Source organism: Pseudomonas sp. NPDC088885, assembly GCF_044750025.1.
Lineage (GTDB): Bacteria > Pseudomonadota > Gammaproteobacteria > Pseudomonadales > Pseudomonadaceae > Aquipseudomonas > Aquipseudomonas rustica.
In genome coordinates, this window is the sequence record NZ_JBIVJB010000012.1 from 42,533 (window position 1) to 61,478 (window position 18,946).

Consider the following 18,946-nt stretch of genomic DNA (forward strand, 5'->3'; position numbering starts at 1 on the left):
GATCTTTATTATTCAGTTTCCAGAAAACAAACACCACCCTACTCTAGGCTCATCCGACGAACATGCAGGACACGACCATGAGCCAGATTTCCAGCCAGACCCACGCCATCTCGATCAACCCAGCCAGCGGCGAACAGATTGGCCACTACGCCTTTGAATCGGCTGCCGCCCTCGACGCCGCACTGACCCGCGCCGCTTATGGCTTCGGCAAGTGGAAGCGCAAGCCGCTGCAGGATCGCTCGCGTTTGCTGACCGCCCTCGCCGGCGCGCTGCGTGACACCGCTGAAGCCATGGCGACCATGATCACCCAGGAAATGGGCAAACCGATCGCTCAGGCCCGTGGCGAAATCGAGAAATGCGCCAAGCTCTGCGAGTGGTACGCCGAACACGGCCCGGCCATGCTCGACGCTGAACCGACCCAGGTCGAAGGTGGCAAGGCGCGCATCGAATACCGTCCGCTCGGCCCGATTCTCGCGGTGATGCCTTGGAACTTCCCGATCTGGCAAGTGCTGCGCGGCGCTGTACCAGCATTGATTGCCGGCAACACCTACGTGCTCAAGCATGCACCGAACGTGATGGGCAGCGCTTATCTGCTGCGTGATGCGTTCACTCGCGCAGGCTTCGCTGATGGCGTGTTTGAAGTGATCAACGTCACTCCAGAAGGCGTTTCCACTGCGATTGCTGACCCACGCATTGCGGCGGTGACCCTGACCGGTAGCGTGCGTGCCGGCATGGCCATTGGTGCTCAGGCCGGTGCTGCGCTGAAGAAATGCGTGCTGGAATTGGGTGGTTCCGATCCGTTTATCGTACTTAACGATGCTGATATCGATGAAGCCGTGCAAGCCGCCGTCATTGGCCGCTACCAGAATTCCGGCCAGGTCTGCGCCGCCGCCAAACGTCTGATCATCGAAGAAGGCGTGGTGGAAGAATTCACCCGCAAATTCGTCGAAGCCACCCGCAAGCTGAAAGTGGGCGATCCATTGGCTGCCGACACTTACATCGGCCCGATGGCGCGCTTCGACCTGCGTGATGAACTCGATCAGCAAGTGCGCGACACCCTGGAAGAAGGCGCGACGCTGTTGCTCGGTGGCGGCAAAACCGCAGGTGCCGGCAACTACTACGAGCCTACCGTGCTGGCTGATGTCACCGACCGCATGACCTCGTTCAAACAGGAACTGTTCGGCCCGGTCGCCTCGATCATCACCGCCCGCGATTGCGCCCATGCTGTGGCATTGGCCAACGACAGCGAATTCGGCCTGACCGCGACGATCTACACCGCCAACGTGCAACTGGCCCAGCAACTGACCAGCGAACTGGAAACCGGCGGCGTGTTCATCAACGGCTACTCCGCCAGCGACCCGCGCGTGACCTTCGGCGGCGTAAAGAAAAGCGGTTTCGGCCGCGAGCTGTCGCACTTCGGCGTCCGCGAATTCTGCAACGCGCAAACCGTGTGGCTGGATCGTAAATAATTCCCAAGCCCCGCCACCTCCCCCTGTAGGAGCTGCCGAAGGCTGCGATCTTTTGACCTTGCTCTAAAAAAGCCAGATCAAAAGATCGCAGCCTTCGGCAGCTCCTACACATGCGTCTATAATGCCCGAGTCTTCCTGCCCTTGCGGCCTGCTGTCGAGCGTTGTCCATGGTCAACCCCGAAACCCTGATCATCTGCGAGCATTGCGACTGTGTGTATGAAAAAGTCGCGCTCGCCAAACACCAGAAAACCCTCTGCGTACGTTGCGGCGGTGTGCTGCAGCGCTTTAACGGTCTGAGCGTTGAGCAGCGTCTGGCGCTGACGTTCACCGCCGCAATGCTGTGGCTGTTCGCCAATTTCTACCCGGTCATGAGCATCAGCCTGCAAGGCCTGAAAAACAGCGCGACGCTGTGGGATTCGGTGCTCGCGCTGAGTCAGGGCCCCATCACGTTTATTGCGATGGTCGCGGCGATTGCCATCATCATCGCCCCGGCGTTTCAACTGGTGCTGCTGGTCTGGGTGCTCAGTTACGCGATGCGCTCGCAACGCGCGCCGGGCTTCAAGGTTTGCATGCGCTGGCTGGAAACGCTGCGCCCGTGGAGCATGCTCGAAGTCTGCCTGTTGGGCGCAATGGTCGCGGTGTTCAAACTCGCCGGATTGCTTGACGTGTTGCCCGGCATCGGCCTGTTCGCACTGGCCGCGCTGAGCTTGATGATGATCCGTATTGCCGGCCGCGACATTCGCGATCTCTGGGACATTCTATGAAGCGACCACCGACCGCCACCGAACTCAATCTGTGCCTGTGCCACAGTTGCGGGCTGGCCTGTGACATGACCGACGAGCCGCACGAGTGCCCGCGTTGCGACGCCCCGTTGCATCGGCGCAAAACCAATTCGATGGCGCGCACCTGGGCGTACATGCTCGCCGCATTGGCGTTCTATGTCCCGGCCAATTTGCTGCCGGTGATGAACACCACCATGCTCGGCAACGGCGCCGACAGCACGATCATGAGCGGCGTGCTGGAGTTCTGGGAGGCCGGCGCGTGGGACATCGCGCTGATCATTTTCATCGCCAGTATTGCCGTGCCGGGGATCAAATTCGTCGCCCTGACTTTGCTGCTGGTCACCGTGCAACGTGACAGCGACTGGGCGCGCAAGGAACGTTCGAAGCTGTACCGTTTCGTCGAGCTGATCGGCTATTGGTCGATGCTCGACGTTTTGGTCGTGGCATTGGTCGCGGCGCTGGTGAAGTTTCAGGCGCTCGGCGATATCGAACCACGACCGGGCATTCTGTTTTTCGGCCTGGTCGTGGTCTTCACCATGCTCGCGGCGATGAGTTTCGACCCGCGCATGATCTGGCGTAACGCCCCGGACGACGCAGACCTCAGCCGCGCAGAACCTGCAGCAACACCTGCAACGGATGGCGCAGTGCCCGATCCGACTGGCGCTTGACCTGGCTGCGGCATGAATAACCGGTGGCCAGCGCCTCGCCGCGCTCCACCGGCGCCTCGACCTGACGCGCCCATGATTGCTCGTAGATCACCGCCGACGTTTCGCGGTTGCGCGCTTCGTGACCGTAGGTGCCGGACATCCCGCAGCAGCCGGTTGCCTGCGTCGCCAGTTGCATACCCGCTCGTTCGAACACTTGCTCCCACTGACGGGTGGCCGCCGGGGCGTTGGTTTTCTCGGTGCAATGCGCGAGCAAGCGGAACGCTTCGGTACGCTTCTTTTGCTCGGGCATGACCTTGAGCAACCACTCCTGCACCAGCGCCACTTCCGGACAGTCCTGCATGCCGGGCACCTTCAGGTATTCCTGGCGATAGACCAGAGTCATCGCCGGATCAAGTCCCACCAGCGGCACGCCGATTTGCGCCAACTCACCGAGCTGGCGGGCATTGCGCAATGCCGCGCGATTAAACGCCGACAAGAAACCCTGCACGTGCAGCGGCTTGCCGTTGGCACTGAACGGCGCGAGGTAAACCTGATAACCCAGACGCGACATCAACTCGACCAGATCCGCCAACAACGGCGCTTCGAAGTAGCGCGTAAACGCGTCTTGCACCAACACCACACTGCGTTCACGTTGTGCCTGAGTCAGCGCTGACAGGTTGTCCACCGTCGCCGGCAACACCTGCCAACGGCGCATCGCCGCATGGAAATCAAAACGACTGATCAACGGCACATCGACCATGCCTCCGACGCGTTCCAGCAAGCCGCGCACCCACGCAGCGCCCATCAAACCGTTGTACAACGCCGGAATCCGCGCCATGTACGGAATGCTGTACTCCAGCGAAGCAATCAGATAATCCCGCGCCGGGCGCAGATAACGGCTGTGATACAGCTCGAGAAACCGCGAGCGAAACTCCGGCACATTGACCTTCACCGGGCACTGTCCCGCGCAGGATTTGCACGCCAGACAACCGGCCATGGCATCGTAGACCTCGTGGGAGAAATCCTCGGATTGCGCACGGGTGTTGCGCCAGCGCTGCCACAGCGTGCTGAAAAACGCCGGTTTGCGAATCGCGTCAGAGAGTACATCGACACCGGCCTCGCCCTGCAAACGCAGCCACTCACGCACCAGTGAAGCGCGTCCCTTGGGCGACTGCGAACGCTCGCGGGTGGCTTTCCACGAAGGGCACATCGCGTCATCGGGATCGAAGTTGTAGCAGGCGCCGTTGCCGTTGCAATGCATGGCCGCGCCGTAGCTCTGCCAAACCTTTTCGTCGATCTGCCGATCGAGTTCACCGCGCAGGGTGACTTCGTCGATTTTCAGCAACGCCGCGCCGCTGTTGGCCGGGGTGGCGATCTTGCCGGGGTTGAACTGGTTGAACGGATCGAACGCCGCTTTCAGGGCTTGCAGCGCCGGGTACAACTCGCCGAAAAACGCCGGGGCGTATTCCGAGCGCAGACCTTTGCCGTGTTCGCCCCACAGCAGACCGCCGTAACGCTGGGTCAACGCCGCGACGCCATCGGACACCGGGCGCACCAGCGCCGCCTGCTGCGGATCCTTCATGTCGAGAATTGGCCGCACGTGCAGTACGCCGGCGTCGACGTGGCCGAACATGCCGTACTGCAAACCGTGGCTGTCGAGCAAGTCGCGCAACTCGGCGATGTACTCGGCCAGGTGTTGCGGCGGCACAGCGGTGTCCTCGACAAACGGTTGCGGCCGCGCTTCGCCGGCAACGTTGCCGAGCAGGCCGACCGCGCGTTTGCGCATGCCGTAAACCTTATTGACTGCGGCCTGACCGACCGCCAGCGTGTGGCCCAAGCGCACCACAGTCTGGTCGCTGGTCAAGTGTTCGATAAAGCTTTCAACCCGCTGCTGCAGGTCTTCGGGATCGTCGCCGCAGAACTCGACGAGGTTGATCCCCAGCGTCGGCCGCTCAGCGCTTTCAGGAAAGTATTCAGCGACGCCGTGCCAGACGATGTCCTGCATCGCCAGCAGCAGAACTTTCGAGTCGACCGTTTCGATCGACAACGGCTTGAGCGCCATCAGTGCACGGGCATCGCGCAGCGCGTCCATGAACCCGGCGTAGCGGATGTTGACCAGCATCGTGTGCTTGGGAATCGGCAGCACATTGAGCCGCGCCTCAACGACAAAACCCAGCGAGCCTTCCGCGCCGCAGAGCACGCTGTTGAGGTTGAAACGGTTGTCCGCCTCACGCAGGTGCGCCAAGTCATAACCGGTCAGGCAGCGGTTGAGATCGGGAAAGCGTTCCCGGATCAAATCGCCCTGTTCATCAATGATCTGCCGCGCACAGCGATAGACTTCACCGACGCGATCTTCCCGGGCGCACAGGTCTGAAAGTTCGTTCTCTTCTAGCGGCTGGCCGTGCAGGCGTTCGCCACCACGCAAGATCATGTCGAGTTCAAGCACATGATCGCGGGTCTTGCCGTAGGTGCAACTGCCCTGGCCGCTGGCGTCGGTGTTGATCATGCCGCCGACGGTGGCGCGGTTGGAGGTCGACAATTCCGGAGCGAAAAACAACCCGGCAGATTTCAGCGCGGCGTTGAGCTGATCCTTGACCACGCCGGCCTGCACACGCACCCAACGCTGCTCAACGTTGATTTCCAGAATACGGTTCATGTGCCGCGACAGGTCGACGACGATGCCGTCGGTCAGCGATTGGCCGTTGGTGCCGGTGCCGCCGCCACGCGGGGTGATCACCACTTGCTGAAACGCTGGTTCGGCAATCAGTCGCGCGACTCGCGCCACATCCTCGGCATCCATCGGAAATACCGCCGCTTGCGGCAGACGCTGATAGATCGAGTTATCGGTCGCCAACACCACGCGACTGGCGTAATCGGCGCTGATTTCCCCACGAAAGCCACTGGCCTTCAGGGCTTTGAGGAACTGCTGATAATCAGTGGTCAGGGCTTTGGCGGGGGACAGCTGGGCAATCATCGGTCAGGTTATCTCGGTCAAAATCAGGCTATGTGGCGGTGAACAGTTGTACGCAACGAATGATTGCGTCAGGCTCCGCCATCTAATGGTGCCCATGTTCATTGCTGGCCGACGCTGGGACAACCGTAAATTCGACCCGCTATTGATGACTTTTACGAATGAATCCGCGCACGCTCACCCCTTCCATGTCGTTATTGCTGGCCTTCGAGGCAGCAGCACGCCATGAAAGCTACACCCGCGCCGCCCATGAGCTGTCGCTGACACAGAGTGCGGTCAGCCGTCAGGTGCAGATTCTTGAGAAGATGCTCGGCATGCGCCTGTTCAGCCGTGAGGGCCGCAAAGTGGTGCTGACCGATGTCGGGCGCATGTATCAGCGTGAACTCTCGGAGGCACTCGGACAGATTCGCAGCGCGACGTTGCAGGCGATGGCGTTCGGTTCGGGCATTCACAGTTTGCGCCTGGCGACGTTGCCGACGTTTGGCTCGAAATGGCTGTTGCCGCGCCTCAAGGATTTCTACACCGCGCATCCGGGGATGACCGTACATTTGCATTCGCGCATCGAAGCGATCGACTTTGATACCAGCGAAATCGACGCCGCGATTTGTGTGGGTGGCGGGGAGTGGCCGGGCTTGACCGCCCTGCCCCTGCATACCGAAGAACTGGTGGTGATTGCCAGCGCGCAGTTATCAAAGGCCGAGCGCGATGACGCCGAAGCGCACATCGCCGGGCAACTGCTGCTCAATGTCAGCAGTAATGCGCAGGCGTGGACGGAATGGTTCAGCCATCACAGCCTGCCGCACCGCAGCATGCGCATCGGCCCTAGTTTTGAAATGACCTCGCATTTGATTCAGGCGGTGCGAGCGAATATTGGCGTAGGGCTAGTGCCGCGGATTCTGGTGGAAGAGGAACTGTTGAAGGGTGAATTGCTGCAACTGGGCGAGCCGATTACCAGTCGGCGCAGCTATTACCTGGTGTATCCGCCGCGTAATGAGACGCTGCCGTCGTTGAAGGCGTTTCGGGATTGGTTGGTGGAGACACTTTAAGCGTGATGTGTTGTCAGTGAGTCCGCCTTCGCGAGCAAGCTCAGCTCCCACAAGAGGTAAGCGGCGCTCACAATTTCATTGTAGGAGCCGAGCTTGCTCGCGAAGAGGTCAGTCCGGACAACCTACAATTCGCGGCATGACCGCTATTGACCTGTCGAATGTCACCCCTTCAGCGGCGGCGGGCCACTGGGTGCTTTAGGCAATGCATTCGCCACCGGCTTGCCATCCTTTGTATAACGACGCGCCACCCACTCTGGCATTGGTTGCGGTGCTCTGGCTGTCATAGCGAACTCTCCAATTTCGGGCCGAACTCGACCCACTTGACCTTGCCGGAATCTATCAGCAAATACTCGGCGCCAAAAGGCACCTCTGTTCCATCGGCGTCCAGCCAACAGGGGTTTTGCATCACAAACTGGCCACTATTGGATTCCGGCGGCCACTCCACCGGCCAGCCAAAAACGCGCCTTTCATCGGTCAAGTGCAGGGTGACAAGGCGATGGTGCTGGGCAAAAATGCTGAACCATTCGCTGGGGTAGGAAGTTTGTTTCGTGACGTTTCTACTGCGCAGCCAACTGTGCAATTGGTCATTGGTTGCCAGATAACAGGAAAGCAATCCCAGCGTTATCGACACGACAAAAGCCCACACCGTCTCAGCCCTCGCATCCCATTGCCCTACAGAAAATCCCTTCGCGCCAACCCATAAACAGACAGATCCAACCCCCAACACAGCCCCTTGAATCACAAATGTGAAAATCAGCGCCTGCACAATCTGCCCGAACGTATCCGGACGCTTGAACGCCGTCAGCGAGTAGAAAATCCACGCTGACAGAAATCCGGGAATCAGATACTGCAACAACGGAATAACTTCTTTGACCAGATCATCCATGATCCGAGGCTCCTTGAAAGACATGCAGGCCCATTCATAGCCCCGCGATCCAAAGCCTAGTCGACGCAGAAAATACGCCCGCCCCCAACTGTCACATCTCGTTGCGCGCTTTTTTGGCAGGCAAAAAAATCCCGCTTTTGTAAGCGGGATTTTTTACAGGCTCAGAATTACGCAACCACAGGAATCATCGGATCCGCCGCCGCCAGCGCACTCACGCGATCAGCCGCGGGTGGATAAATCCACTGGGTGTTGATCTGCGTCTTCAGGGTTTTGCCTTCCTGCTTGACCAGTTTCACCTGACGATCCCAGCCCTCGGTGTACACCGCGCCCCAAGCACCGAGATCCAGGCAGGTCACGTATTTCGGCTGGCTGTACGGCGTCGGGTCGATACCGAGAATCTGCGCAACGACGTTGTTGCCAGCATGACGACCCAATGAAATCGCGTGCTGGCAGGTCATCAGCGCGAAATTACCGAGGTCGTCGGTGGCGGCGTGGGCGACATCGCCGGTGGCAAAAATATCGTCCTGACCGATGACTTTCAGGTTCGCATCAACGTGCAAGCGACCTTGTTTATCGCGTTCGGCAGGGATCTGCTCGGTCAACGAACTGGCGCGCACGCCGGTCGTCCAGACCACGGTTTTTGCCGCGATGTGTTGACCGTCCGACAGCGTCACGCCATTAGCATCGACCGACTGCACCGAGACACCCAGACGCCATTCAACGCCCAGTTCTTCACTCGCCTCAAGGATGGAATGGCTGATTTCTTCACCCATTGCGGCGCCGATCTTCTGCCCGCGATCAACGATGATCACGTTGATATCGGCTTCCTCGCCGAGAATCTCGCGCAGGCGGCTCGGCATCTCGGTTGCCGTTTCAATGCCGGTGAAACCGCCGCCCGCGACCACCACTGTGTTGCGCGCCTTGCTCGACGGTTGATCTCTGAGGGATTTCAAATGGGTTTCCAGACGCATCGCCGCTTCGATCTGGTCAACGTCAAACGCATGTTGCGCCACACCCGGCGTGGCCGATTGCGCCAGACCGCTGCCGGAAGCCAGTACCAGTTTGTCGAAGTGGAAGACTTGTTGTTGCCCGGCCGTATCGGTGTAGCCAACGGTTTTTGCCGGGACATCGATGGTGTCCGCGGCGCCTTTGATGAAGTGAACGCCGACTGCTTCGAACAGTTCATCCAGCGGTGCCGCCAGTTTATGAGCGTTCGGCTCATAGAAACGCGGACGCACACGCAGCTCGGCTTGCGGGGCCAGAACGCTGATTTCAACATCATCACGTCCATGCAGATCGACCAGACGTGTCGCGCTCAGTGCCGACCACATACCGCCAAAACCTGCGCCGATAACCAGAATCTGCTGCTTCATTGTGTTTCTCCAGAAAAAGCCAAGCCGTTGAAAGAGGTGAAACGAATTTCGCCGGAGGCTCGTCGTCGCCACTCCGATAGCGCCGACTCTATTGGTCGGATATAAAACCAACAAGTCAGATTATTCGATGGTTTTAATCGAATAAACTGATCAAGCCAGATGATAAGCATCCGCCAAAAATAGCCATTTTTGCTGCTTTCAAGCACATAAAGAACAAAATCAGTCCAAGCAGACAGATTGCCGAGCCTCCCTCAGGCTGATAATATTTACGACAACTTAAGTCGGAGATAAAAATGTCTCTTTACAGCGCAGGCGTCGAATACGGCATTCATTGCCTGGCATTTTTGGTGGGCAATGGTGGTGACTCTCGCGAGGCCAGCGTGCGCGACCTCGCCGAGTTGCAAGGCGTGCCAGTCGAATATCTGGCGAAGATTTTTACCAAACTTGCCAAAGGCAAATTGGTGGTAGCAAGTGAAGGCGTGCGTGGTGGGTTCAGCCTGGCGCGACCGGCCGATGAAATCACCCTGCTCGACATCGTCAACGCCATCGATGGACGCAAGAATATTTTCGAATGCCGCGACATCCGGGGGCGTTGCGCCCTGTTTGAAGGCAATCCGCCGGAGTGGGCCACCGAAGGCACCTGCTCGATTCACGGCGCGATGATGACCGCGCAAAAGCGCATGGAAGAAGCCCTCGCCCAGCAAACCATTCTCGATATCGCGAGAAAAGTCGGGCGCAAGGCCCCGGCGGAATTCGGCCAGCAAGTGGAAGACTGGATTCAGGATCGCCGCGAGAAGAAAGGCAATGTCGGCACCATCGCGCTGACCGACATTACTGACTGACCAAGCGCCCAATAAAAAAGCAGAAACCGAGGTTTCTGCTTTTTTTTCATCCGGGAACGCCGTTACAGGCAGTCACGCACCGATTTGCGCAACGAGCCGGACTTGGCCCAGGGCGGCCCCTGATACAGCGAGACGCGGCTACCGTCCTTGTATTTGACGATATCGAGAATCTCGTCAGCCGTGATGATGCTCGGCGCGGTGATGCGATAACCGTTGGAAATCGACGTTTGCGATGTCTTGGAAACGTCCTGCTGCCACAGCGGCAAAATGCACGCGGCGTAGTCTTTGGGCGTTTTTTCGCTGGTCTTGCTGAGATTGGGTTCACCCGGAACCAGTGACGCCGGCAAGGAGCAACCTGCCAATACCGCCAACGTCAAACTTCCGATCCATATCCGCATGGGTGCTTCTCTAATCTGAAAAAAAGCGAATGTAACGTGTAACTGGTTACACATCCATCGTGGCATTGCGCCGTTGATGCGCTTTCGACAAATTTTCACAACCGCTCAGCTTAATGACAGCATCGCTCCGCCCCACCGGCGAAAATACGACTACTCTTTTTTACCGAGAATATTCTGGAGGTGATCATGCGGCTCAATGAATACGAACACGAACTTCAACGCGACCTGCAAGCCGTCGCATCGGATCTGAGATGGTCAGCGGTCGACCTCAAACGTATCGCCGAACAATTGCGCAAATCGGGCAACGAGGCTGACGCGCAAACGGTGCTGCGCTCTTGCGAAGTGCTGCAAAGCGACGAAGAGCGGCTGCAACTTTATGCCAAGGAAGTGAAGGCACGCGCAATCAGCCGAACCAAAGTCCACTGACACTTGTGGCGAGGGAGCTTGCTCCCGCTGGGTCGCGAAGCGGCCCTCGCTCTTTATCCTGAAAGCAGGTTCTGCTACGCAGTCCAGCGGGAGGAAACTCCCTCGCCATAATTCAGCTAACGTTGTGACTTTGCGCTTTCACCGAGCGTTTTCTGTAGCCAGGAAGTGCTGCGGCATACGCCAGCGCCTCCTCTCTGCTGGCAAATGACGCCAGTCGATCACCTTGCGTGCAAACCCGCCAAGGGCCGTTGTTCACGCTGAGTACGTCATAGCCGTTCATGTGCATCTTGTTCAACATGGGCATGCTCATGGGTACCTCCTTTTGCAACACGGTTATTCAGCTTCACGCTTTTAACCTTACACCCTGATTTACTGGAGTGGCCGACCGCCCGGCAGCCAACAATCAGGCACTTTCGATGCAGAACAATACTCAACATCTACAGGGAACCTTTTAACAATGGCCCGGCTCGAATATTGCAGTTTTATTTCGTTTTTGTGACAACCGGTAAACAGGTAACAGATGAAAGTACGCGCCACCGTCATTTGCGAGCAGGATCGCCATATCCTCCTGGTTCGCAAACCCAGATGTTGCTGGACATTGCCCGGCGGCAAAGTCGAGCCTGGGGAAACCAAAGCCGCTGCGGCTGTGCGCGAATTGCATGAAGAAACCGGGCTGGAAGCCGAAGACGTTTTGTACTTGATGGAGTTACAGAGCGGCCGCACGCAACATCACGTCTACGAGGCCTCGGTACTGAACATTGAGGAAGTGCGTCCACAGAATGAAATCAGCGATTGCATGTGGCATCCGCTGAACGCAGTGCAGAATCTGAAAACCAGCGACGCGACGTTGCGCATCGTTCAGGCGTTTCAGCGGCGCTTATGACGGCTTAACCGGCGAAGGCCCGGCGCCCGGCGCTGATTTCCGTGCGCAATTCACCGATGAAGTTGGAAATGTCACGGATGGTGACGAGGTGTTCCGGGGAAACGCCATTGAGCTGCAACTTGATGTCGCCGCTGGCCGGCTCACTCACCTTGATCTGTAGCAGTCCCTGCGTCGAAATGCAGTTGCATGTGAACCCCGGAAACCCGGATTCGACAATGCGGCAAATGTCCGTAATGGCAAGCATGGGGCACGCCTCGCAGGCGATGAGTCGGTCGACCCGTAGAGCATAGATGAGCGTTTTGAAATCCGCCGCCCCGAAAAATGCCAACTCCCTCACATTTTTCGGGCGACTTTAATCAGCATCACGAACCCAGATCCAGTTCCAGATCCCCGGCAAATGCACCGGCTGAGAACTTTGCTGAACCGTGCGTGCCAGCGCGGCTTTTTCCAGTGCTGCGTGATCGACATAAAACGGCTGATCCGCCAACGGCACGCCCGTCGCCGCCGCACTGTCGAGCAGGATCTGCAGATATTCGCGCGTATGCCGAGCGGTGTAGCGGTTCAGATCATGGAAAGTCACCACCACCGGAATCACGCCATCCACCACCGGAAACTCTCCGTGCGCGATCTGCTCACGCACTTCCGACAACTGCCGCAGCATGTTCGCACGACGCCTCGGGCTGGCATTGAAGCCCCAGATCTTGCCGTCATTGGCGCTTAAATCGGTCAACAACACGTGTAAGCCATGCTGCTGATACGCGGCGAAAGTACGTTTGTCGTAATTCCAGAATGGTGGACGCAGCAGTTTCGGCGGCGCGCCGCTAATCGCGGCAATGTCTGCCATGCCATTGCTCAACGATTCTTCAAGTTCTTGCGGGCTCAGCGAACGATGATTGGTGTGCCAGTGGGTTGCGGTGTGGAACGCGAGGATATGACCTTCATCGTGTTCGCGACGCATGATGCCGCGACCGATCTCACTGTTACCGGCCCTCGGCGCGCGGGTCTGCACGAAAAATACCGCTTTGATGCCCGGCTGAATCGGGTTGTCCTTGAGGCTATCGAGCACCGTCGCCGACGGATTCCAGAAACTCGAAGCACTGGGGCCATCATCGAAGGTCAGCAAAAAACGCACCGGCGCCTGCGCTTTCAGCTGTGTTTCGGTTTGCGCGGTCAATTCGATGGGCGCGGCAATGCAGCCAGCCAGCCCGAAAGCGATGGCCGCCGCACAGAATATTTTGAATAGCGATGTCATGTTTTGCCTTGAGCCCGACCGTTGCCGTCATATTGTCGATTGGCAAAACTCCCTCGCCCTTATCCATCCCTGCGCTCCGATCCGCGAGCCGAGGTTGGATAAGGTACACAGGGTTTGGTTCCGGCGCTTGCTCAGTGCGCCAACGCTTGCTGAAACGAGGTGTCGATAATGCCGGCGGTGGCCAGTGGCGTCGGCAGTGCCTTGACCTTGAACAGGAAGTCCGCAGTGCTTTGCAGATCCGTCGCTGCCTGCTGATCCACCGGGCCGACCGTCATGTGCGCCTGGCGCAACCAGTGCCGCGAAACCTGTTGATCGAGATTGGCCTTCTTCGCCCACAGGTCGGCGTACTCATCGGTATGACTGTCGACCCACGCCCGCGCCAGTTTCAAACGTCCAAGGAAATCGGCGATGGCTTCACGTTTACTGTCGATCGACGGTGTCGACGCGGCGATGGCACTGAGCCCCGGCATCAGGTTTTTTGCGGTCAGGATTGGCCGTGCGCCCGAAAAAACAATCTGCTGAGAAATATACGGTTCCCACACCGGAAACGCGTCGATGCTGCCCTGCGGCAACGCGGCGGCTGCATCGATCGGCATCAATTTGACGAAGTCGACGTAGTTCTCCGGCAGACCGCCCTGCTCCAGCGCGCGCAAGGTCAACTGCTGACTCCAGGCACCGGGCCAATAGGCGACTTTTTTACCCTTCAGATCAGCGATGGTTTTCACCGGGGAATCCTTCGGCACCAGCAACGCAATGGTGTCGGGGTTTTGCCGCGACACACCGATCAGCTTTACCGGCGCCTGCTTGGCTGCCAGAAACAGAAAGCCTGAATCACCTAAAAAGCCCAGATCCAGCGAGCCGGTTTGCAGGGCTTCAGCCAGCGGCGCGGCGGCCTGGAAATGTTTCCAGTCGACCGTATAGGGCGCGTCTTTCAACACGCCGGACGCTTCAATAGAGGCGCGGATGTTGTAGTAATTCTGATCGCCGATATGCAGGACGACTGGCTCGGCCGCGTGGGAAAGTGGTGAAGCAAACAGTGCCGCAGTCAGCGCACTGCGTAGGAATCGGGAAAGCTTCATGGCGAGTCCTGCAAAAGGGATTTGCATAGACCATAACGCTCTTAATATTCAGTTTTGAAATTCGATTAATGCATAAGCTCATCACTGTCGTTTCCAACTGTTCGTGGCGCAACAGTGGCTCGGCATGCTGTTCACCAGGCAACAGTTTAAAACGAGCAAACCAGCGAAAAACCCAATAAATACGGGCTAAAACGGATATGGCACAGAGCCTGCAATATTCCATTCATGCAGGAAGCATTCGCTAAAAATATCTTTTTGGACATAAGAAATCTGTGCCTTTGCCGGAGCGTTCCCCCATGAAACCGTTCTTCCCGTTCTTACGAATCAAGACGCTGCTGGCTGCGACCGCCATTCTCTTGAGCCTGCAACCGATTGCCCACGCCGCCGAGACCGCGCCGGCCGAAGTGCACCTCGACTACGCCTATTACTCGCCAGTCAGCCTAGTGCTTAAACATTTCGGTTTCCTCGAAAAAGCCCTGCCGCAAACCAAAGTCAGTTGGGTGCTCAGCCAAGGCAGCAACCGGTCATTGGAATACCTCAACAGTGGCGGCGTCGATTTTGCTTCCAGCGCCAGCCTCGCCGCTGTGCTGAGCCGCGCCAATGGCAGCCCGATCAAATCCGTTTACGTGTACAGCCGTGCCGAATGGACAGCGTTGGTGGTGCGCAAAGATTCGCCGTACCAGACCGTTGCCGACCTCAAGGGCAAGAAAATCGCTGCCACCAAAGGCACCGATCCATACCTGTTCACCTTGCGCAGCCTGCAACAGGCCGGGCTGAAAAAAGACGACGTTGAGCTGGTGCACCTGCAACATCCGGACGGTCGCACTGCACTGGAAAAAGGCGACGTCGACGCCTGGGCCGGCCTCGATCCGCACATGGCCGCCAGCCAGGTTCAGGCCGGCTCGCGTTTGCTTTATCGCAACCCTGCCTTTAATAGCTATGGCGTGGTCAGCGTTACCGAGCAGTACGCCAAGGAGCATCCGCAAACCATCGACACCGTGATCAAAGCCTACGAGCAGGCGCGGGAATGGGCGCTGAAAAATCCTGATGAATTCGCCGCCCTCCTCGCCAAAGAATCCGGCCTGCCGCTGGACGTGGCCAAACTGCAACTGTCGCGCACCGACCTGAGCAGCCCGCAACTGACCGCCAACGACGTCAGCGCCTCCAAGGCTGCCGCGCCGATTCTGGTATCGGAAGAACTGGTGCGCCGTGGCGTCAATGTCGATCAAGTCATCGATCAATTGCTCGACAGCGGTGTGCAGCAAGCCGTCGCCCGCCAGTAACTGAACAGACTCACCACGAATCCGCGCCCGGCGCGGATTTGTCGTGAGCGGAGCCCTGATCATGACCAGTCACAGCAAAGACCTGCCCGCGCCACTTATTCTGTCGCGACAGCCGAAATCCGTTTCCAACCCGGCATGGCAGCGCCGTCTGAAAGGCCTCGCGTTGCCGTTGCTGATCATCGTCGTGCTGGAAATTATCGTACGCATCGGCTGGCTGCCGTCCTACCAGATGCCGGCACCGAGCGAGATCGCCGTGACGCTTACTGACCTTGCCGAAGGTGCGCTGTGGAAACACATCGGCGCCAGCCTGATTCGTGTGCTGCTGGGTTTCGCCATTGGTGCGAGCCTGGCGCTGGTGTTCGCCGCGTGGGTCGGTTTGAGCCGCGAAGCCGAGGCGTATCTGGAACCGATGTTCGCCGCGTTGCGTTCGATTCCGAGTCTGGCCTGGGTGCCGCTTTTGCTGCTTTGGCTGGGCATCGACGAGACCTCGAAAATCGTCCTGATCGCCATCGGCGCGTTCTTCCCGGTCTACGTCAACGTAGTCGCGGCGATCCGCAATATCGACCGCAAACTGGTGGAAGTCGGGCGTATCTACGGTTTCAGTCGCTTGCAACTGGTGCGGCGGATTCTGTTGCCCGCCGCCCTGCCCGGCCTGTTCACCGGGCTGCGCAGCGGCATGAGTCTGGCGTGGATGTTTCTTGTCGCCGCCGAACTGATCGCCGCAACCAAAGGCCTGGGTTATTTGCTCAGTGACGGCCGCGAAACCTCGCGTCCCGATATCGTGCTGGCCGCGATCATCGTGCTGGCCTTGCTTGGCAAACTCAGCGATGGCTTGCTCGCAGCGCTCGAACGTCGCTGCCTGAGTTGGCGCGACACGTTCACCGGTCAGGGCGCCAAGGATTGAATGACCGTTAGCATCTAAGCTGAAAGCGTCCAACCGGAGGTTCAGCCATGTGCGGAAGACTGTCGCAGTACCGGGGCATCCATGACTTTGTCGCGGTGCTGAGCATTCCCGACGCACTGATCAATCATGTCGGCGATGCCCCGCTTGCGCGTTACAACGCGGCGCCGACCACGTCGCTGGCGATTCTGCATCAGCACGCACAGCAGGTTTACGCCGATACCCTGCGCTGGGGCTGGCGTCCGCATTGGGCCAAGGATCGCGCCGCGCCGATCAATGCGCGGGTCGAGAAAGTCGCCCATGGGCCGTTCTTCCGGGCGATCTGGAAACAGCGCCTGATCGTGCCGGTCGACAACTGGTTTGAGTGGGTCGATGCCGAGGATAAAACCCGACAACCCTGGCTGATTCGTCGGGCGGATCATGGGCCGGTTTTCTGTGCTGCCATCGGGCAATTTCCCACACCAGAAAAACCGGCGCGTGACGACGATGGTTTCGTGATCATCACCGCCGACAGTGCTGGCGGGATGATCGATATTCATGATCGCCGCCCCGTGGTATTCCGCGCTGATTTAGTGCGCGAATGGCTGGATCCAGCGACACCGGCTGAACGCGCTGAGCAAATGTTGCTGTTCGAAGGGGAAAGCAGTGAAGCATTCGAATGGCACAAAGTCGGCAAAGCGGTGGGTAACGTACGCAATCAGGGGCCCAGCTTGATCATCCAGCAGCCCTAAACATCTACCCGAGCCGTGCGTCTATCAATGTAGGAGCTGCCGAAGGCTGCGATCTTTTGATGTTGATTGTAAAAAACAAGATCAAAAGATCGCAGCCTTCGCCAGCTCCTACAGGTGATTCCATATCTTTACAAAGGCTGTTTCACGCTTGAGACAGGCTCTGTAAAACAGTCGTTTGAGCGAACTAACCGCTTGTCTGACATTTCGATCGTCATACATACATTTTCCAGCGCTAAAGCTAGCATGCGCGCCGCCTTCCGATTGGTATACCAATTGACCAAAGAGTCAATAAATCAGGAATCCACTAAAACATTTACAAGCCTTGCAGAGAAATAAGTTGCGCGACGATTTTGCAATCAAACAGGTCGGTGGCCTGGAGTGTGTCTATCTGTCGATGACAGAACGCTTTGAACTCGACTGTTTTATCGGCCACTACATCAAGACCCGAAACCTGCGTGATGTCCCGAATATTGATCGCATCCTGCGCACCACCCTCGAAGGGTATCCCGGCCACCCGCCGGTGATGGTCAACGAGCTCAATGCCTGGATCGACCGAACCTTGGGCTATCGGGCCTCACACCCCGATTTCACGCAGTTGGAAGATCTGTAAAACCACGAAAAAGCCCCTTGAATCAAGGGGCTTTTTTTGGATCAAAATTTGCGATCAGGATCCGACAAGTCCCTGCCTTCATCGCGTTTCCACGTTTGTTCCTTGTGTTTCTCGCGTTCGATCTCTTCTTCGGTCGGTTCGTCTGCGTCATCTTCATCCCGTTGCGGATGTTCTTGCTCAGTCGCCATGCCCACCTCCTGTCACAAGTAAACGGTCATCCTTACAGCGTAGAACAGATTCGCTCAGGCAACTTACAACCACCAACGCAACAAAAAAAAGAACGCCATGCTCAACAACATGCTGAGCAACGTGTTGCGTGTGGCTAGAACAAGGCCAATAGCCACCAATGAACTAAGCAGGTAAGGATTGTCCCACTGCAGATTCAATTGTTTGTCCGGCATGAATACGATTGGCCCGCAGATCGCGGTGAGCATTCCCGGTACGGCAAAGCCGAGAAACTGCCGCGCGTTACTGCTCAGGCGCACCGGCAAACGCGGCTCGAGAAACACGTAACGGTTGAGGAACACCAGAATCCCCATGCCGAAAATCACTGCCCAAACCATCATGTGCGCTCCCGATACAGCTTGTTGCAGATAAATCCTGCGGTCATTCCCGCCAGCCCCGACAACACCAGCGCCGAGCCCCACTGCCAATAACTGAACAGCACCGAACAGAACAGCGAAACTGCCACGCACACCACCGTCGGCACGTTGCGCACGACCGGTGTGATCAGGGCGATGAAAGTGGCAGCGATCGAGAAGTCCAGGCCCAGATGTTCGAGTCCCGGAATGCTGCTGCCGAGGACGATGCCGGCCAGCGTGAACAGGTTCCAGGCGATATAGAACGTCAGGCCGACGCCCAACGCGTACCAGCGATTGAACTGCTGGCGATCGTGTTGACTGGTCAAGGCAAACAGCTCATCGGTGAGCAAAAAACCCAGGCCGATCCGCCAGCGTCCCGGTAACGGCGAAATCACCGAACGCATGCTCATGCCGTAGAGCAAATGCTGTGAGGTCAGCAAAACCGTGGTCAGCAGAATCGAGAAAATCCCCGCGCCGCCCTTGAGCATGCCAATCGCCACCAGTTGCGCGGCACCGGCAAACACAATGCTCGACAAGCCCTGCCCTTGCAGCGGCGTGAGATTGGCTTCGATCGCCATGGAGCCGGCCAGCAGCCCCCAAGGCGCCGTTGCCAGTGATAACGGCATGATCGCCACAGCGCCGCGAAGAAACGCACTGCGCGGTAAAAGTGAGTCAGACATAACGCCCTTCAACCAGAGAAACGGCCGAAGACTGTGCCAGCAATGACTGCTTTTTGGCTTGAACAATCTTGCGCACTTGTGGGAAATCGGCCCGAGTCAGCCGTTC

The 18,946-nt window shown here is 58.0% G+C and carries 22 protein-coding genes; 11 read left to right on the top strand and 11 right to left on the bottom strand.

Features of this window, described 5'->3' with window-relative positions; genetic code table 11:
• The first annotated feature begins 77 nt into the window (after positions 1-77).
• The 3 genes from ACIP1X_RS08705 to ACIP1X_RS08715 all read left to right on the top strand — a co-directional run bounded on the left by ACIP1X_RS08705 (position 78) and on the right by ACIP1X_RS08715 (position 2,919).
• The gene (locus ACIP1X_RS08705; RefSeq protein WP_400751162.1) at positions 78-1,469 is read left to right on the top strand and encodes an aldehyde dehydrogenase family protein; all 1,392 of its coding nucleotides are present in this window, start codon (positions 78-80) and stop codon (positions 1,467-1,469) included.
• A 167-nt stretch (positions 1,470-1,636) separates the two neighbouring features.
• On the top strand, positions 1,637-2,233 hold the full coding sequence (locus tag ACIP1X_RS08710) for a paraquat-inducible protein A (RefSeq protein ID WP_053121267.1): 597 nt from the start codon (positions 1,637-1,639) through the stop codon (positions 2,231-2,233).
• Complete coding sequence (locus ACIP1X_RS08715) at positions 2,230-2,919, top strand: paraquat-inducible protein A (RefSeq protein WP_053121268.1); 690 nt, start codon at positions 2,230-2,232, stop codon at positions 2,917-2,919. Before ACIP1X_RS08710 ends, ACIP1X_RS08715 begins: the two co-directional genes overlap by 4 nt.
• Here ACIP1X_RS08715 and ACIP1X_RS08720 read toward each other — a convergent pair.
• On the bottom strand, positions 2,852-5,872 hold the full coding sequence (locus ACIP1X_RS08720; RefSeq protein ID WP_400751165.1) for an FAD-binding and (Fe-S)-binding domain-containing protein: 3,021 nt from the start codon (positions 5,870-5,872) through the stop codon (positions 2,852-2,854). The genes ACIP1X_RS08715 and ACIP1X_RS08720 overlap by 68 nt on opposite strands.
• A gap of 158 nt (positions 5,873-6,030) precedes the next feature.
• On the opposite strand from ACIP1X_RS08720, the gene ACIP1X_RS08725 reads away from it, so the two are divergent.
• On the top strand, positions 6,031-6,915 hold the full coding sequence (locus ACIP1X_RS08725) for a LysR substrate-binding domain-containing protein (protein ID WP_053121272.1): 885 nt from the start codon (positions 6,031-6,033) through the stop codon (positions 6,913-6,915).
• Positions 6,916-7,195: 280 nt separating this feature from the next.
• On the opposite strand, the gene ACIP1X_RS08730 is transcribed toward ACIP1X_RS08725, so the two are convergent.
• Together ACIP1X_RS08730 and ACIP1X_RS08735 are read right to left on the bottom strand one after the other, a co-directional pair.
• Complete coding sequence (locus ACIP1X_RS08730; protein ID WP_053121274.1) at positions 7,196-7,801, bottom strand: DUF6338 family protein; 606 nt, start codon at positions 7,799-7,801, stop codon at positions 7,196-7,198.
• A gap of 167 nt (positions 7,802-7,968) precedes the next feature.
• The gene (locus ACIP1X_RS08735; protein ID WP_400751168.1) at positions 7,969-9,174 is read right to left on the bottom strand and encodes an NAD(P)/FAD-dependent oxidoreductase; all 1,206 of its coding nucleotides are present in this window, start codon (positions 9,172-9,174) and stop codon (positions 7,969-7,971) included.
• Positions 9,175-9,467: 293 nt separating this feature from the next.
• Between ACIP1X_RS08735 and ACIP1X_RS08740 the strand changes: the two genes are divergently transcribed.
• Positions 9,468-10,016: an Rrf2 family transcriptional regulator gene (locus ACIP1X_RS08740; RefSeq protein ID WP_159814087.1), complete on the top strand. Its 549-nt coding sequence runs from the start codon at positions 9,468-9,470 to the stop codon at positions 10,014-10,016.
• A 62-nt stretch (positions 10,017-10,078) separates the two neighbouring features.
• Here ACIP1X_RS08740 and ACIP1X_RS08745 read toward each other — a convergent pair whose 3' ends face one another.
• Positions 10,079-10,414: a hypothetical protein gene (locus ACIP1X_RS08745; protein ID WP_053121280.1), complete on the bottom strand. Its 336-nt coding sequence runs from the start codon at positions 10,412-10,414 to the stop codon at positions 10,079-10,081.
• A gap of 186 nt (positions 10,415-10,600) precedes the next feature.
• Here ACIP1X_RS08745 and ACIP1X_RS08750 point away from each other — a divergent pair, with 186 nt between their 5' ends.
• Complete coding sequence (locus tag ACIP1X_RS08750) at positions 10,601-10,840, top strand: hypothetical protein (RefSeq protein ID WP_053121283.1); 240 nt, start codon at positions 10,601-10,603, stop codon at positions 10,838-10,840.
• 112 nt (positions 10,841-10,952) lie between these two features.
• Here ACIP1X_RS08750 and ACIP1X_RS08755 read toward each other — a convergent pair whose 3' ends face one another.
• Positions 10,953-11,150 (bottom strand): hypothetical protein, encoded by a 198-nt coding sequence (locus ACIP1X_RS08755; protein WP_053121284.1) that lies wholly within the window; start codon positions 11,148-11,150, stop codon positions 10,953-10,955.
• Between the two features lie 210 nt (positions 11,151-11,360).
• Here ACIP1X_RS08755 and ACIP1X_RS08760 point away from each other — a divergent pair, with 210 nt between their 5' ends.
• A complete protein-coding gene (locus ACIP1X_RS08760; protein ID WP_053121286.1) occupies positions 11,361-11,723 on the top strand; it encodes an NUDIX hydrolase in 363 nt (120 codons plus the stop codon).
• Between the two features lie 4 nt (positions 11,724-11,727).
• Here the strand turns inward: ACIP1X_RS08760 and ACIP1X_RS08765 are convergent, their stop codons facing one another.
• From ACIP1X_RS08765 to ACIP1X_RS08775, 3 genes are all read right to left on the bottom strand, one after another.
• The gene (locus tag ACIP1X_RS08765; protein WP_159814094.1) at positions 11,728-11,967 is read right to left on the bottom strand and encodes a DUF1652 domain-containing protein; all 240 of its coding nucleotides are present in this window, start codon (positions 11,965-11,967) and stop codon (positions 11,728-11,730) included.
• Between the two features lie 108 nt (positions 11,968-12,075).
• Positions 12,076-12,975: a polysaccharide deacetylase family protein gene (locus ACIP1X_RS08770; RefSeq protein ID WP_400751172.1), complete on the bottom strand. Its 900-nt coding sequence runs from the start codon at positions 12,973-12,975 to the stop codon at positions 12,076-12,078.
• A 131-nt stretch (positions 12,976-13,106) separates the two neighbouring features.
• Positions 13,107-14,054 (bottom strand): ABC transporter substrate-binding protein, encoded by a 948-nt coding sequence (locus ACIP1X_RS08775; protein ID WP_400751174.1) that lies wholly within the window; start codon positions 14,052-14,054, stop codon positions 13,107-13,109.
• Positions 14,055-14,350: 296 nt separating this feature from the next.
• On the opposite strand from ACIP1X_RS08775, the gene ACIP1X_RS08780 reads away from it, so the two are divergent.
• The 4 genes from ACIP1X_RS08780 (at position 14,351) to ACIP1X_RS08795 (ending at position 17,579) form a co-directional block, all read left to right on the top strand.
• Positions 14,351-15,337, top strand: a complete 987-nt coding sequence (locus tag ACIP1X_RS08780) for an aliphatic sulfonate ABC transporter substrate-binding protein (RefSeq protein WP_400751176.1) — start codon at positions 14,351-14,353, stop codon at positions 15,335-15,337.
• 61 nt (positions 15,338-15,398) lie between these two features.
• Positions 15,399-16,241 carry an ABC transporter permease gene (locus tag ACIP1X_RS08785; RefSeq protein ID WP_400751179.1) on the top strand — a complete coding sequence of 281 codons (843 nt, stop codon included), beginning with the start codon at positions 15,399-15,401 and terminating at the stop codon, positions 16,239-16,241.
• Between the two features lie 47 nt (positions 16,242-16,288).
• Positions 16,289-16,969 carry an SOS response-associated peptidase gene (locus tag ACIP1X_RS08790; protein WP_400751182.1) on the top strand — a complete coding sequence of 227 codons (681 nt, stop codon included), beginning with the start codon at positions 16,289-16,291 and terminating at the stop codon, positions 16,967-16,969.
• A 337-nt stretch (positions 16,970-17,306) separates the two neighbouring features.
• Positions 17,307-17,579: a hypothetical protein gene (locus tag ACIP1X_RS08795; protein WP_053121300.1), complete on the top strand. Its 273-nt coding sequence runs from the start codon at positions 17,307-17,309 to the stop codon at positions 17,577-17,579.
• Between the two features lie 41 nt (positions 17,580-17,620).
• Here the strand turns inward: ACIP1X_RS08795 and ACIP1X_RS08800 are convergent, their stop codons facing one another.
• From ACIP1X_RS08800 to ACIP1X_RS08810, 3 genes are all read right to left on the bottom strand, one after another.
• Positions 17,621-17,767, bottom strand: a complete 147-nt coding sequence (locus tag ACIP1X_RS08800; RefSeq protein WP_400751184.1) for a hypothetical protein — start codon at positions 17,765-17,767, stop codon at positions 17,621-17,623.
• Between the two features lie 63 nt (positions 17,768-17,830).
• The gene (locus ACIP1X_RS08805) at positions 17,831-18,142 is read right to left on the bottom strand and encodes an AzlD domain-containing protein (protein ID WP_172680124.1); all 312 of its coding nucleotides are present in this window, start codon (positions 18,140-18,142) and stop codon (positions 17,831-17,833) included.
• On the bottom strand, positions 18,142-18,840 hold the full coding sequence (locus tag ACIP1X_RS08810; RefSeq protein WP_159814107.1) for an AzlC family ABC transporter permease: 699 nt from the start codon (positions 18,838-18,840) through the stop codon (positions 18,142-18,144). Before ACIP1X_RS08810 ends, ACIP1X_RS08805 begins: the two co-directional genes overlap by 1 nt.
• Positions 18,841-18,946 lie beyond the last annotated feature (106 nt).